Origin of the sequence: Bifidobacterium felsineum, assembly GCF_002802915.1 — a bacterium.
In the GTDB taxonomy this organism is placed as follows: domain Bacteria; phylum Actinomycetota; class Actinomycetes; order Actinomycetales; family Bifidobacteriaceae; genus Bifidobacterium; species Bifidobacterium felsineum.
Window position 1 is genome coordinate 199,299 of the sequence record NZ_PEBJ01000003.1, and the last position, 15,472, is coordinate 214,770.

Consider the following 15,472-nt stretch of genomic DNA (forward strand, 5'->3'; position numbering starts at 1 on the left):
GGACGCGGACTCGGGGTCCGCCGCCGAACGAACGGAACCCGTATGCGCCGATGTCACCGCCCCGCCAAACTCCACAAGGTCAGCAAAAACGGCTGCATCATGCAAAAATCATCGCGGACGGACGGCGCACCGTCAACGTCGGCAGGAAGAACGCCGACAAAACCGTGGAACTGGAAATCGCCCACGGCATCATCACCATCATCGCCCCGGTCACCGGAAAGATTCTCGCCGAACAAACCCTCGACACCACCCGCGACTACCAGTACCGTAAACCCATGCCGGGTGTCAACCATGCCCCCTCACGCATCGCATTTCCTCATTTGGCAGGTTGGTCGCAGAGGGCGGTCCAGCCGGGTACATGCAATGGCTGCATCGCGACGGTTGCGGCTACAGGAATTTGATGAGTTTGGTCTTGAACTCGTCCAGTGGCGGGTAAACCAACTTCAACGTATCGGGGAACTGCGGCTTGGCGACCACGGTTTTGATATGGCTGAATGTCTCGAAGCCTGTCTTGCCGTGGTAAGCGCCCATGCCCGAAGCGCCAACGCCGCCAAAGGGGAGCCTGCTGGACAACAGCTGAGCCAACGTCAGCGAATAGCCCAGTGAGCCCGATGAGGTACGACGCTCAAATGCCAATCTCACCGCACGACGATTCGAAAACACGTATGCGGCAAGCGGGCGCGGGCGAGCGTTGATGAATCGAATGGCGGCATCAGCATCTTCGACCACCAAAATCGGCAGAATCGGGCCGAAAATCTCTTCGTTCATCACCGGCGCATACGGCTGTGTGCCGAGCAATACGGTAGGTGCGATATACCGGGTTTCACGGTTCACCGCTCCCCCGCATACCAGTCGCCCTGCGGAATCGATGACGCCCGGAGCCTGCTGAGCCTTGCGCGAAGCAAGGGCATCAAGTCCCACATTGATGCGACGTCCGACCATCTCGGCAGCTGCGCCGACTGCGGACGCGGCTTTGATCAGAGGCGAACTGGGCTCTTGCGGTGGTACCGTTCCAGCGGGCAGGAGCTTCAGCAATCGCTCGAAATGACGATCGTTGATGATGCGGCCGTAATCCTCTGACGTTTCCGGATTTTCGCCGTAGAACTCGGTTACGGCTACGGAGATGCGCTTGGCCAACGCTTCAGCGATGTCCGGCGTGACAAGCACGTAATCGGGGGCCACGCAGGTCTGGCCGGCGTTGGAGAACTTGCCCCATGCGATGCGCCGGGCGGCAACGTTCAGGTCAACGGTATTGTCCACGAAGCACGGCGATTTGCCTCCGAGTTCCAGCGTGACCGGCGTCAGATGCTTGGCTGCGGCGGCCATGACGATCTTACCGACGCGTTCGCCGCCGGTGTAGAAGATATGGTCGAATGCGCAGTCCAGTAGTTCGCCGGTTTCCTTTGGCCCGCCTTCCACAACGGTAATTGCTTCCTGATCGAGATATTGCGCAACCAGCTTGGCGATCAATGCTGACATGTGAGGCGCCAACTCGGAAGGCTTGATGCAGACGGCATTACCGGCTGCAATCGCATCCGCGAGTGGCTCAAGAGCCAACAGCACCGGATAGTTCCAAGGCGCGATAATCAGCACCACGCCTTTCGGCTCGGCGATGGTCCATCCTTGCGCCGGTTGCAGGGACCATGGCATCGGCTTGTATTGTCGCTTTGACCAGAACCCCATACGGTTGCGGACGAATCGTGCTTCGGCAGAGATCAGATTCAGTTCCATCAGCACGGTTTCGCTAGCCGGTTTACCCAAATCGGCCGTCTCGGCTGCGATGAAATCGTGACCGTGCTCGGCGATCATGCGACGCAGCGCATCTAATTGCTCGCGGCGCCATGTCAAAGGCCTCGTGCGGCCCGATGCATAGGCGCGCTTCAGTTGAGTAAAGGATTCAGGATACATAAGCATGCCTTTCCGGCTGCACTCGCCAAATAGCCTGGGCACGGCCAAAATAGGTGGTGCAGGCGTTGCCGGTGAGTTCGTCGAAGGTGATGGGGTTGGCGCTGGCTACGCCCAATAGTTCGGCGTGACTCAGTAATTCCTGCAATTCATTATTGACATGCGAGGTGTGTGCGAGCACCCCCTCCGCCGATGCACCATCGTGTGAAACATCATGTGGAACATATGATTGACGTCGATCAGCAGAGGCACCATCATCCGATAGCGCCGCGCCGACAACTACACTGCCGCCTGGCAGCACCGTGATGCGCCGATCATCGGTCACATGCACCACGCCATCGGCATCAGTCAGCGCGATGGATTCGAAAATGAGTTCGCTGGCTTCCCAACGTGGGTCACTGTCAGGGTATGGGTTCACCACATGCTCGAATTGCGTGGTGATTTGCATCGCCGGTCCTGCCGAAGTGAGCGTGCTGCTGGAAATCGCGCGGTCATGCGCATCATAAGCCGTGGCAATCAGCTCTCCCGGCTCATACGGCACATGGAATTCAGCCATGCATTGGCGCACCGGCGACGTACCAACCACATTGCCATTGAGCGTCAACTGCACGGTTTTGCCGCCGGAAAACACTTGCACAATCGCCTCGCGACCTTCATAACCGGCCCACGACCAGCTTTCCACACCGTCATGCCCGCGTTCAATGAACCGAGAGGTACGCCCGGCTCGCGTGGCTCCGTCACCGTAGAGCAATTGCATCGGGCGTACCGTAATGGCGGGCGTGCGGCGAGCGCCCGTCACAATCTGCCGATACAGCATTTGGCCAGTGGGCATACCGGTGATATCAATAAGCCCAGAGCCTCCGAGCAATCCCGGATACCGGCGATATGGTCCGGTTGCGCGCCCGCGGATGGCCATGCGATTGCCGTATTCACGCATCCAGCCATACGGTTCTGGGTTGGCATAGGCCCATGCACTTACCGACGCCTCGCCAATGTAATCCCAACCGGTCCAGACAAAGTCGCCGATGAAATATGGCAGACGCTGGGCGTCCGGCCAAGTATAGGCAATCTCTTGCGGGTATGTCTCGCTGGCGCAGAATACGCGGTCGGGATGTTTGCGGTGGAATCGTTCCGGCCCTTGACGGCAGTAATTCAATCCAGCCACGTCCACTTCATCGAATACATCGCTGGTTTGCCGCTGCATGATGCCGGTGGCGAGCGCCGCGGGCATCAGCTTATCGATGGCGGTGAGCAGTGCCGGACCGGAGGCATGCTCCAGCGTGGTGTTGAGACCGGGCTCCCCTTCCACTTTGGCATCATGCTGGTCCATACCGGCCTGGGTTTTCGCCGCCATCGTCAACGAAATCGGATTCACGCAGTCGATTACCGGCCGAGTAGGGTCAAGCCCTCGAATAATATCCCGCATCGAACGTGCGGCCTCGGCGGCACGCGGCGACTTGGTGTCCGCAATCTCGTTGCCGATGGAATACAGCACCACACTGGGATGGTTGCGGTCCTTGCATATCATTGCGGCAAGGTCATCAGCGTAATGTTCGCGGAATGAGCCGGCGTAATCATAGCTGGTTTTATGCATCCACCACATGTCGAACGCCTCGTCCATCACCAGCAATCCCAGCTCATCACAGGCGTCGAGGAAAGCTTTGGAAAGCGGATTATGGGCGGAGCGGATGGCATTGAATCCTTGGTCTTTCATAATGCGCGCACGTCGGTATTCGGCCTGAGGCAGAGTTGCCGCGCCAAGGATGCCGTTATCATGATGCACGCATCCACCGTTGAGAATCACGCGTTTGCCATTAATGCATAGGCCATGCTGCGCATCGCAGGTCAATGTGCGGATGCCGAAGCGTTCTTCATGCGTATCGAGCATGATGCCGTCAGCGTCATGCAACGTGATGTGCGCGGTGTAGAGCGCAGGCGAATCAGGAGACCACAGCTGCGCGTGGTCAATCGTGCCGTTACCATCCTGAAATTCGGTCACGGCATTGCCGTCGGTATCAGTAATCACAACACTGACATACTGGCCGAGAATCAGCGGATCATCGAGCGCAATAGACACCGTTGCAGCAGCGTTGGCGTCTTGCATACTCCCCTCGGCAATGGTCGTATTGATGCGCACAGTATCAGGGCGAATCACATCGGCTGAGTCAGCCGTCCACAACCATACCGGGCGGTAGATGCCCGAGCCGGAATACCAGCGGGAGTTCGGTACATGGGAGTTGTCCACAAGCACGGTGATGGCATTGGCGCCGGCGTGCAGCAAGCTCGCGATGTCGAAATAGTAGTCACCGTACCCATAGGTGAGTTCGCCGGCCGGCTCATCGTTGACCAGCACTGCGGCGCCTGGGTAGACGCCTTCGAATTCGAGCAGGCATGCGGCCGGCGGGTCTACGAAATCGAGCGTGGTGCGGTATTCGTAGGTGCCGCCTGGATAATAGCCAGTGTTGTAGCCGTTGCCGGTGCGCGGGGTGCGCGGCTCATGAATCATCGCGTCATGCGGGAGCGTGATGGATTGCCACGCTCCCTTGCGGCCACTTCTCTTACCGCCAATAGAACGGAACTGCCAACCGGAATTGATATTGACGCGCTTCATGGCTTTATTGTAGATATTCTGGCTTCAAATTACGGACTGAAGTGGACGTTTCCGGCAATTCACAGCACAAAATGGACGTTTTGGAAGCTCAATCCGTCCTATTTGGCGCTTCGAATACGCCAGAACGTCAATTTGAGCCCGTGTTTTGCAGCATTTCGGCCGATTTGCTTTACGGCAACGTCATAAAGTCCGTGTCTTTGAGGTAGTTTTTGCCGGCGGTGATGTCGTACTGGATGAGCTTGTAATCGGCGAGCAGCTGCTGGGTCTCCTCGTCGAAGTCATCCTCGCTCATCGGATTACCATTCTGATCCAGATAGATGTTCTGGCCCTCGGGAATGCGGTCCCACCCCTGAATCTTGTTGACCACAGGCGGTTCCATGGCCGCGATCTTCGAATGCATCTCGGTCAGGAAGGCGAGATACGGCGACACCTTGGCGTCCATATGCTCGGCGGCCTGCGCCACGAAGAAGTTTGGCGACGAGTAGGCGGCATCGTCCGTCTTGTTGCCTTGCGAGCTGGAGGCCTTGTTCGACCAGATGAAGTAGTCGGTCAGGTGCAGGGCCAGGGAATTGTTATCGTCCTGGCTGGCGGAGGAATAAATGCCCGGCAGATGGTCGCCATAGAACACCACAGTGACCGGCTTGTCGAGTGCATCGAGCTCATCCAGGAACTCCTGCGTGGCCTGATCGGTGATTTCCACGCCCTTCTGGTAGGTCTCGATGGACTCCTGCTCGTCCTTCTCCAGCGGGGTGCCGGTGGTGGATTCGGCGGTGTAGTCGTTGTTCTTGTACCACTCGTGGTAGGGCATGTGGTTCTGCATCGTGATGATCTGGATGAACTTGTTTGCCTTGCCGGACTTAATGCCCTCGAGTGCGGAATCGTAAGACGACTTATCCGAGACGTATGGCGAATCGTCGATCTTATCCTGATACTTGATCACGTCCGGCCCGGTGAGCGTGTAGAAGTGCGAGAAGCCGAACTTCTTGTAGTTCGTGGCGCGTGAATACATGCTGGACTCGTACGGATGGTAGCCGAGTGAATTGGCGGGCGCGCCCCACATCTGGTTGATGGTGGGTGCCCAATGCGCGCTCGGCACCAGCTGCTGGTATGGGCTGGTCAGGGAGGAGTCGAAGTTGGCCATGCTCAGACCGGAAAGCCCCATGTATTCAAGGTTCGCCGTACCACCGCCGTAACCGGAGGAAAGCATCAGGCCGGAAGTCGTGCCTTCCTTGATCTTGCGGATGTTCGGCATGGAATCCTTGTTGACCTTGAGGCCCGGCACGCGGCTCGGATCGGAGAAGGATTCGGAAAGCACGTACACCACGGTCGAATCGGTGAGGTTCTTGGAGCGGGAGGTGTTGATCTGCTTGGCCGCCTTCTGGTATCGGGCCGCGACCTCCTTCATCGTCTCTTCGGAATAGTTGTCCGGCTTGTCCATGACTTTCGGATTGAGCTGGCGGGTGAATGCCACAAGCGGACCATTGCGCTGTGCATCGTAGACCGAATCCCACATGGATGGCATGTCTCCCATGCCTTGGGATAGCTTGTTCGCCCAGGAGTCAGTGGTGCTCACCTGCATGCAGTACAAGGAGAAGCCCAGCAGCGGCAGCAGGACCAGGATCAGCCGGGACGCAAGATTGAGCCCCATATTCTTGGACCGAATCATATGGCCTTTACGCCCATCAATATGGCGTAGCATCAGTACGAGCGCCAGCAATGCGGCGAAAGCACCGAGCGCCACAAGAATCGTCACATGCGCGCCGGCCGGAATGAACGTGAGCATATTGCCGGTGTTGGAGCCGAGGAAGCCAAGATCGGCGGGAAGAATGGCTTCGTACCGAATCTCCACTTTGAAGTGTTCGATGGCCGCCACGAAGATGCCGGCTCCCATGATTACGATGCTTGCCGTCCAGAATCGGTTGAACAGCATCAGCAGCATAAGGTAGAGGAGCCCGACAAGCAGAACGTTAAGCAGGAACACGAAATTGCCTTCGGTCCACATCTTGCTCACGAACCCAAAGCCGACCGTGGGGCTGGAAACCTGCACACGGGTGGAGCTGGAAGACACGCCAATTTCCAACGCCGCCACCGCAATGACATCGAAGACAACGAACAGCACGCCGTACAACCAGCCGGGGAAAGACTTATGCGGGTGCTTCGGAGTGACTTCATCCGCCTCGGCCCGGTTTTCCCAGAGCCGCCAACGGAACTTCGATGTGGTGTTACTGGTGTTTTCGCTCATTCGCCTACAGTCTCTAACAGTCGTATCGTGTCTCGGTTTTATCCAATGGCATATTGTTGCCGCTCAACCTTGGAAAATCCATATCACCGAGGTTTCCCTTACCGTTTCCTAACTATTCACCCTAACGCAAAGGGTGCCTTGGATCTTCATCCAAGACACCCGGGGTACGTAGTGCGCAGTTCTTTCGTAATATTATTGCCGAATCACCAAACTGCGCCTTACGCATTACACGCATTGCAGTGGATTACCGCATAGCGTCATTGCTTGTGCGGCGAATCATTGCGCAGCGGCCGCGAATTGATCGACCAATGCGTTCATCCAATCAAGCAAATCAGCGTATTCGGCAGGCATCTGTTCGGTAAGTTCCACAATCGGCACATCGGAGCTCTTCGCGGCATCCACAATCTGCTCGGTGGTGGAGTTGGATTCCTGAGTATTGAGCACCAGCATCTTGATATTGCCGGATTTCAGTGCATCCTGGAATTTCTTGATGTCGGTTGGCGTCGGCTCGCTTTCGTTGGCGGAAGCCTGCGCATAGCCATTGGGCGTGGCGTCTTTCATCTGAAGGTCATCGGCCAGATATGCGGCTACGGATTCGGTGGCGGCATAGGGCAGGCTCTTTGTCTTCGCTGATGTTTCCTTGATTTTGGCTTCAAGCTTGTCCGCCTTGGCATGCCAATCCTTGTTGAGCTCGGCATAATCATCCTTATGCGCCGAATCCGCTTTCTGATAGGCGGCGGTGATGGCGTCGGCGGTGTTGGAGCGCACCTTGGCGGAGAACCAGACGTGCGGATTGTCGCCATCCTTGATTCCTGCGGTTTCGGCGGCGGTAACCAATGTGGCCTTGGTATCCTGCGCGGCTTTGGCGGCCCAGGAATCATAATCGGCACCATTCACGATGGCGACTTGTGCGGAATGGAACTTGGCCACATCCTGGCTCGTGGGCTCATAATCATGGGCCTCAACGTTGGTCTTATTCATGATATTGGTGACTTCGACGTGGTCGCCGCCAAGGTCTTCGGCCAAGGAGCCCCACTGGTTGATGGATGCCACGACCTCGAGCTTGCCGCCGTTCGCCTCAGCGGCGCCGTCTGCGCTCGAACCCGTTGAGCCGCACGCCGCCAATCCAGCAATCATCAATCCCGATACAGCCAGAGCCGTGATCTTCTTCCATGCAGTCATACCGTTGTTTCCTCTTCTACCTTGTGATTACTTCGGTTGACGTATTGCACTATAGCATCTATTGAGAACCATTATCATTTTCAGTTCTTTGGGCGTGTCGATGCAAAAAGCCAGACCTTGCATACACAGGGTCCGGCTTTCCACCAAATAATCAGGCCGCAATCAGCGATCAGCGCTTTTGGCACTCCGGGCACAGACCGAAGACCTCCAGCGTGTGGGATTCCACGGTGAAACCGTGCCCTTCGGCCACTTTTCGCAACCAGGATTCGCTTGGTGGGTCGATCTCCACCGTGCGCCCGCACTTCTTGCACACCAGATGGTGATGGTGCCCGTCGTCGCCACACAGGCGGAACAGCTGCTGGCCGTCGAGCCTGATCGTGTCCGCCGCGCCCGCATCCGCCAGCGCATTCAACTGACGGTATACGGTGGCCAGGCCGATGCGAGAGCCTTCATCCTCCAACCTGCGGTGCAGATCCTGGGCGGAGATGAACTCCTCGCAATCGGCAAGTGCCGCACGAATCGCGTCCTTTTGCTTGGTCTGACGTTCTATATGTTCAACCATGCGATAAGGTCACGCCTTCTTCTTCAGATCATTCCAGCAGCCGGTAGCCTCGAGATCGGCGACCGTGCGTTCCGGATCGTCGGTGAGCACAGTGATATGGCCCATCTTGCGGTCGTGACGCACTTCGGCCTTGCCGTAGTCGTGCACGTTCCACTCCGGGTGGTCCTTGATCAGCGCGCGAGTAGGCTCCACATGCTGGCCAAGCACATTGACCATGACCGCCGGGGAGAGCAGCTGCGGCTCAGGCATGGGCCAACCGGCGATGCCGCGGATATGCGCGTCGAACTGGTCCATCGAGCAGGCCTCGATGGTGTAGTGGCCGGAGTTGTGCGGGCGTGGCGCGAGCTCGTTGACGATCACCTGATCATCCTTGGTGATGAACAGCTCGATGGCGAGCGTGCCGGCGAGCTCGAAGCCCTTGGCCAGACGGATGGCCAGTTCGTGAGCTTCGCGGGCCACATGTTCGCTGACTTTGGCCGGCGCGATGGTCATATGCAGAATGTTGTTGCGGTGCTCGTTGCGCACGATCGGGAAGGTCACGAAGTCCTTGCCGTTGCCGGAGACCAGAATCGAGGCTTCGAACGCGAAGTCCACGAAGCCTTCCAGAATGCTTGGCGGGAAGCCGCCGCCGCGATCGCCGCGGGCGCGGATCTTCTCCAGATCGGCGTCGGAGCGCAGCACCATCTGACCGTGGCCGTCATAGCCGCCGGAGACGGTCTTCAGCACGGCCGGGTAGTGGATTTCGTCCAGCGCGGCGTCGAGTTCATCGAAATTGTTGACCGCACGCCACGGGGCGGTGGCGGTGCCGTGGTCGTTGATGAACTGCTTCTCATGCACACGATGCTGGGTGACGCGCAGCAAATCGGTGCCCTGCGGGGCTGCGGCGATGCCACGAACCTCATCGATGGCGTCGGCATCCACGTTTTCGAACTCGTAGGTGAGCACGTCGGACTGCACGGCGAGATCATGGATGGCGGTCTTGTCGTCGTACTCGGCGGTGATTTGGAAATCGGCCACCTGAGCGGTCGGGCAGTTTGGCGTGGGGTCGAGCACACCGACGCGGAATCCCATGTAGCGAGCGGACAGAGCCATCATGCGGCCCAGTTGCCCGCCACCGATGATGCCGATGGTAGAGCCCGGCATCAGCATGGAGACGCGCCCGTTGGTTTCCTCAGACAAGCTGGGCATTGGATTCGGCCACCTTTTCCTTCAGTTCGTTGCGGTAGTCTTCAAGCTTCTGGGCCAGGGTCTCATCGAACGCGGATAGCATCTGCACGGCGAGCAGACCGGCGTTGGTGGCACCAGAGTTGCCCACGGCGGTGGTGGCCACCGGGATGCCACCCGGCATCTGCACGATGGAGAGCAGGGAGTCCCAACCAGACAAGGCGTGGGAGCGGACCGGCACGCCAATCACCGGCAGTGTGGTCTGGGCTGCGATCATGCCCGGCAGGTGGGCGGCGCCACCGGCACCGGCGATGATGACCTTGAGGCCATTCTTGCGAGCGTTGTGGGCGAAGTCCGCCATAAGCTCCGGTGTGCGGTGTGCGGAGATGACCTGCTTATGGTAAGCAACGCCGAACTGGTCGAGAATATCGCAGGCGCGCTTCATGGTTTCCCAGTCGCTGGAGGAACCCATCACCACGGCGACCTGGGGCTTGGTTTCATTTGCCATTATCATTTACTCCCTAGTTATTGAGAATATGCCCTCACTGTACGCTTGCCCTTGCACAGAATCGAAGCGTCTTGCAACCGTGCAGGAAAAACACGCAAAAACGCACATATTCCAACAGTGAGAACTACCGAAAACACGCCATTCTTCAGTGAAATATGTGCGTTACACCTCACGAAATCCCTGCATGTTTCTTATTGAGAATGATTTGCTGCGAGCGATCTTACAGCTCTATCACCACTTTGCCGAATACGTCGCCGGAGACCATCTTGGCAAATGCCTGAGGTGCCGCATCCAGACCAGCGAAAACGCTGTCAATCGCCGGATGGATATTGGCGTGCTCCACAAAACGTAGTAATCGGGCGAAATCCTCACGCGATCCCATTGTGCTGCCTTGAACGCGGATATCCTGGAAAAACAGTCTCGTCAATTCGGCACCAGGCTGGTCACCGGTGGTGGCGCCGCAGATGGCAATCGTGCCGCCGGGCCGCACGGATTTCATCGAGTGGCTCCATGTGGCAGCACCCACGGATTCAATCACCGCGTCCACCTTGCGCGGCAGTCGAGCACCAATCTCCAATGCCGCGTTAGCGCCCAGTTCAAAGGCCTTGGTACGCTTTTCTGCTTCACGCGAGGTCACGAACACCTCAAGACCAGCCGCATGAGCGAGCTGAATGGCCGCCGTGGAAACACCGCCGCCCGCGCCTTGAATCAGCACGGAGTCACCCGGCTTGATGCCGGCGGCGTTGAACAGCAGTGAGTAGGCGGTCAGCCAACTCGTTCCCAACGCGGACGCCTCCACCGTGGTGAGATTGGCCGGCTTGGCAAACACGTTGGCTGAGGGCACGGAGGTCTTCTGCGCCATGGTGCCCGGATATTTTTCGGAAAGAATCGAACGCCGCTCCCCTGGCGCCACGCCGTTGCCGTCCGTACCGATAAAGGTATACAGCACCACTTCGCTGCCCGCTTTGAGCCCATGTTTGCCGGGAATGTCTTCATCGAGTATGCCCACGGCGTCGGTGCCCAGGATCATCGGCATCTGCTCAGCGGAGAGTCCCACGCCCTTAAGCGACCAAATATCGTGATGGTTGACGCTCACGGCTCGTACCGAAATCGTGGACCAGTACTGTCGCGTTATCGGCTCGGGCTGGTCTCCTACCGCGAGCGCGGCAAGTGGACTGTCATTATTGATGGTGGATGCGTATACGGCCTTCATTGGCACGGCTCCTTTACCTTTATATATGTGTTATATGCAATACAGCTAGCACTCATTCTTCCATACCGGGACGGTTTATATGGAAGCACTCACGCGATATCTGCGTTACGAGGGGTTGATTAACGAAGTTTGAACCATCTATCTGCTGTACAAGGGGTTCCTTACCCGTCGAATCGTATCTACAAGCGGCATCGCCTCTACGCCGTTCCGCCATTTTGGGGCACGGTCTACTCAGCAAGCAACCCCTCGTAACGCAGATAGACTTTCCGGAATCATGAAATCAACCCCTCGTAACGCCGATAGCACCTGTGCATTGAATATACGGAGATGTTGGGGGTATTGTCGCATGCCTCACATGCCCGACTACACATGGCACTAGCATGTCGAACTCGGAAAGATAACAAGAAGGGGAGCCACACGGGTATGAGCAATATGCCGGGAAAAGAGTTCAATATTGCCGATTCGGGAGCCACGAAAGGCACCCACTCCCCCACTATCGCCGTGCCCGACATTACACACCACGCTTCGAACACTACGGTTGACGCCCCACTCCTGCGCAATATCGCATCTCCCGCCGACGTCAAAGCCCTTCCCGCGAACCAACTTATGCAACTGTGCCGTGAAATCCGCGCCACGCTGCTGAACTATGGTCATCGGCATGGCGGCCATATCGGCTCCAATCTCGGCATGGTGGAGGCAACGGTGGCGCTGCACCGCGTATTCGACTCCCCACGCGATCGCATCGTCTTTGATGTTTCCCACCAAAGCTATGTGCATAAGATGCTGACCGGCCGTGCGCTCGCATACCTTGAGCCGGAGCATTTCAGCGAGGTGACCGGGTTCACCAATCCAGATGAAAGCGAACATGACCAGTTCGTTCTGGGACATACCGGCACTTCGATTTCGCTGACCTGTGGCATCGCAAAAACCCGTAACGCCGAAGTCGCCAGCAATGGCAGTAGCGCGATCGGCAATGTGGTAGCCGTGATCGGCGATGGTTCCCTCAGCTCCGGCGTGGCTTTCGAGGGTCTCAATAATGCCGCGGAACAGGGCGGCAACCTCATTATCATTTTCAACGACAATGAGATGTCCATCGCCGGCGATTTCGGCGGCATGTATGGTCCGCTCGCCCGTCTGCGTGCATCTGGCGGCACTGCACAACCCAATATTTTCAATGCATTCGGCCTAGATTACCGCTATGTTGAGGCGGGTAATGATGTGGACGCGCTGGTTGCCGCATTCGAGGAAGTGCGCGACACCGATCACCCGGTGGTGGTGCATATCCATACGCTGAAGGGCGCAGGCTACGAAGGCGAGACCGATGCCATCAGCGCCACTCACCAACAGCTTCAGCACACCACTGCCACGGACGAGGCCGAGGGCATCACAGCGACCGCGAATGTGCTTCACGATGAGCCCTGGCATTCCGATCACTGCAACCTGTCCGACCACAATCCGCATGAGGGTCAGTGTGAGGCCTCCCATTGGCAGAACCCGGACGCTTCGCTCGGCAAGCCCGAAGATCCGCGCAAGCATTACGGCAAGATGGCCATGGCTGCGCTCGAGCCGCGCTTTGCAGCCGAGCCAGGTTTGGTGGTGATTTCTCCCGCCACCCCTGGCTCCAATGGCATTACGCATGACTTCCGCGAGCGTGCCGGCTCGCACTATGTGGACACCGGCATCACCGAAGCGCATGCCGTGGCGTTCGCCGCCGGTATTGCACGCGCAGGTGGCACGCCGGTGGTGGCCACGACCGCGTCCTTCTTCCAGCGCGCGTACGATCAGTTCTTCCAGGAGATGAGCCTCAACCGTTCGCGCGTGACCGTGCTGGACTTTCTGGGCGGGCTTTCCGGTTCGGATAACACCCATTCCGGCGCCTACGATCTGGCGATGTTCGCCAATATTCCCCAGGTGACGATGCTGGTGCCGACATCCGGACGTGATTTTCTGGATGATCTGGCTTGGGCTACGCTGCCGGCTGACACCGCTGGCGCTCCCGTTGGTTCAGTGGTGATTCGTGTACCGGGCGAAGGTGTGCTCGCCGCCGAACGCAATCCTGAATTGTTGCCGATTACCGGCACGCACAATGCTGACGCTATTCGATCTGAGCGTACGCTCGAGGGCATGCTGGCATGGCGCGTCAATCAGTCCGGCTCGCAGGCGGCGATTCTCGGCTTGGGCAATACATACCCGTTGGCGGAACGTGCTGCAGCCGCATTGGCTGAAAGTCATGGCATCACTGCAACGGTGATTGATCCGAGGCAGTGCACTTCGCTGGATACGGATGTGCTCGAATCGCTGCGCGAACGACACTCGCTGATTATCACGCTCGAGGACGGTCAGCTTGAAGGCGGCTGGGGCGAGAAAGTCACCGCCTATTACGCGAACCATTGGCAGCACAGCAACGGCAGCAACAAGGTCGACAAGCCGCACAACCCCCGCGTACTGAACTTCGGTGCCACCAAGGAATTCACCGACCGCGTGCCGCTGAGCGAGCTCAATAAGCGTTATGGTTTGACTGTAGACGCTATCGCGGATGCGGTCACTCGCTGTTTTTGATGGCATCCAAGGCTGGGATCTTCACGGCTTTATTGGCCGGGCCGAAACCGAAGAGCAGACCGATCAGCGTGGCGAATAGAATCGCAAACGCATACAGCCACCAAGGAATCACCGAGTAGCGGGTCACATCCTCGCCGCCGACCGTTGCCTGCCAGAGCATCGTCCATATGGAGCCATCAGAGCTGGAACCGGAACCGTCACCGCCTGAGCTGGATGCCATACCGCCACCCATATATGTCATACCCGCCATGTTGATGCCCAACGACAGCATCGCGCTGATGATGCAGCCAATCAGGCCACCAAGGAATCCGATTGCGCCGGCTTCGGTCAAAAACATCACGCGGATATCGCGTACATAGCAGCCAAGCGCTTTCATAATGCCGATTTCGCGTGTGCGTTCGGTTACGGACATCACCATCGTATTGGCAATGCCGATAGCCGCCACCAAGAGGGACACCGCGCCGATGCCGCCCAAGATGAGCTGGATTGCGCGCGACTGCTCTTCCAGAGATTTGCGCATGTCCTCATAGGAGGATGTCTCGTAGCCGAGCGCCTTGATCTGCGATTCGACCTCCGGCACGGACGCCATATCCTGCGCCTTGACCAGCACCTGATCGTAATTGGCGGTTCGCTGCTTGGCCGCAGAAGGATCGACTTTGGCAATGAGCTCCTTCAACGACTTCAGATCCATGACGATGCCGTCGGACGTGGCGAAACCCTTGTTGTAATCAGAAACGGTCACGCCGGCGATGCGCATATCGACGCTGACGTTCTGCGATTCGCCGGCACCACCCGCCGAACCGCCGCCAGAGCCGGTGCCGTACAGGTTCTGCGTATATGGGTCACCTTGGTAGTTCGCGCCAGTGGTCAATGTGAGCTGTGTGCCGATCGGTTTGAAATACGGATCATCTTCCGGATCGCATTGGGCAGTGTCATCGTTCCATAGGCAGCCGTCGCCGCGCGAGGTTTCACGCATCTCACCGTTTTTGAGCGTATCCATGAAATCGTAGGCCAGCCATTCGCCGGCGAGCACCTCGCCTTCGCGCATGGGCAACGCGCCGTCTTTGAGCTTGAATCCCATCTGGTCGAACTGCGACATGTCAATGCCCATAATCTGCACATAGTCGTACAGGTACCGGCCGCCGGCACCGGTTCGGGCGCTGGAATTGTAGTTGTAGTTCATCACCGGGGTCACGCCGGAGACGCCGGCCAACGCGCGGAATGATTCCACCGATTCGTCGTTGAGCTTCACATCGGAGGAAGCGGAAGAGGAGGATGCGCCGCTACCCATCATCATGCCGCTTCCATAGCTGCCATTGGTGTACACGGTGACGATGGACAGGTCGCCCATGGATTTGAGCATTTTCTCATTCTGCTCGTTGATGCCCTGACCCAAGGAGATCATCAGCACAATCGAGCAGCAGCCCACAATCACGCCGAGCACGGTCAGAATCGTACGGGATTTACGCCGCCATAGATTCTGCCGGCACAGTCTCAGGATATCGCCGAATCGCATGGCCGGCTCC

11 protein-coding genes are annotated in these 15,472 nt (G+C 57.9%); 2 read left to right on the plus strand and 9 right to left on the minus strand.

Annotated elements, in window-relative coordinates; genetic code table 11:
• The first annotated feature begins 50 nt into the window (after positions 1-50).
• The gene (locus tag CSQ86_RS09735; RefSeq protein ID WP_133119275.1) at positions 51-401 is read left to right on the plus strand and encodes a hypothetical protein; all 351 of its coding nucleotides are present in this window, start codon (positions 51-53) and stop codon (positions 399-401) included.
• On the opposite strand, the gene CSQ86_RS07240 is transcribed toward CSQ86_RS09735, so the two are convergent.
• The 8 genes from CSQ86_RS07240 to CSQ86_RS07275 all read right to left on the minus strand — a co-directional run bounded on the left by CSQ86_RS07240 (position 388) and on the right by CSQ86_RS07275 (position 11,387).
• Positions 388-1,908, minus strand: a complete 1,521-nt coding sequence (locus tag CSQ86_RS07240) for an aldehyde dehydrogenase family protein (protein WP_100494444.1) — start codon at positions 1,906-1,908, stop codon at positions 388-390. The two genes, CSQ86_RS09735 and CSQ86_RS07240, sit on opposite strands and share 14 nt — an antisense overlap.
• Positions 1,898-4,516, minus strand: a complete 2,619-nt coding sequence (locus CSQ86_RS07245) for a glycoside hydrolase family 2 TIM barrel-domain containing protein (protein ID WP_100494445.1) — start codon at positions 4,514-4,516, stop codon at positions 1,898-1,900. The genes CSQ86_RS07240 and CSQ86_RS07245 overlap by 11 nt, the downstream gene beginning before the upstream one ends.
• A 169-nt stretch (positions 4,517-4,685) precedes the next feature.
• Positions 4,686-6,758 carry an LTA synthase family protein gene (locus CSQ86_RS07250; RefSeq protein ID WP_100494446.1) on the minus strand — a complete coding sequence of 691 codons (2,073 nt, stop codon included), beginning with the start codon at positions 6,756-6,758 and terminating at the stop codon, positions 4,686-4,688.
• A gap of 276 nt (positions 6,759-7,034) precedes the next feature.
• The gene (locus CSQ86_RS07255) at positions 7,035-7,940 is read right to left on the minus strand and encodes a metal ABC transporter solute-binding protein, Zn/Mn family (protein ID WP_100494447.1); all 906 of its coding nucleotides are present in this window, start codon (positions 7,938-7,940) and stop codon (positions 7,035-7,037) included.
• A 169-nt stretch (positions 7,941-8,109) separates the two neighbouring features.
• Positions 8,110-8,502, minus strand: a complete 393-nt coding sequence (locus CSQ86_RS07260) for a Fur family transcriptional regulator (RefSeq protein WP_100494448.1) — start codon at positions 8,500-8,502, stop codon at positions 8,110-8,112.
• Positions 8,503-8,511: 9 nt separating this feature from the next.
• Positions 8,512-9,690: a 5-(carboxyamino)imidazole ribonucleotide synthase gene (gene purK / locus CSQ86_RS07265; RefSeq protein WP_100494449.1), complete on the minus strand. Its 1,179-nt coding sequence runs from the start codon at positions 9,688-9,690 to the stop codon at positions 8,512-8,514.
• Positions 9,674-10,174, minus strand: a complete 501-nt coding sequence (gene purE, locus CSQ86_RS07270) for a 5-(carboxyamino)imidazole ribonucleotide mutase (protein WP_033889581.1) — start codon at positions 10,172-10,174, stop codon at positions 9,674-9,676. Before purE ends, purK begins: the two co-directional genes overlap by 17 nt.
• Positions 10,175-10,394: 220 nt before the next feature.
• Positions 10,395-11,387 carry a zinc-binding dehydrogenase gene (locus CSQ86_RS07275; RefSeq protein WP_100494451.1) on the minus strand — a complete coding sequence of 331 codons (993 nt, stop codon included), beginning with the start codon at positions 11,385-11,387 and terminating at the stop codon, positions 10,395-10,397.
• Positions 11,388-11,810: 423 nt separating this feature from the next.
• On the opposite strand from CSQ86_RS07275, the gene CSQ86_RS07280 reads away from it, so the two are divergent.
• Entirely contained in the window at positions 11,811-13,946 is a 2,136-nt protein-coding gene (locus tag CSQ86_RS07280) for a 1-deoxy-D-xylulose-5-phosphate synthase (protein ID WP_100494452.1), read from the plus strand.
• Here the strand turns inward: CSQ86_RS07280 and CSQ86_RS07285 are convergent.
• On the minus strand, positions 13,930-15,462 hold the full coding sequence (locus CSQ86_RS07285) for an ABC transporter permease (protein ID WP_100494453.1): 1,533 nt from the start codon (positions 15,460-15,462) through the stop codon (positions 13,930-13,932). The two genes, CSQ86_RS07280 and CSQ86_RS07285, sit on opposite strands and share 17 nt — an antisense overlap.
• Positions 15,463-15,472: the final 10 nt, after the last annotated feature.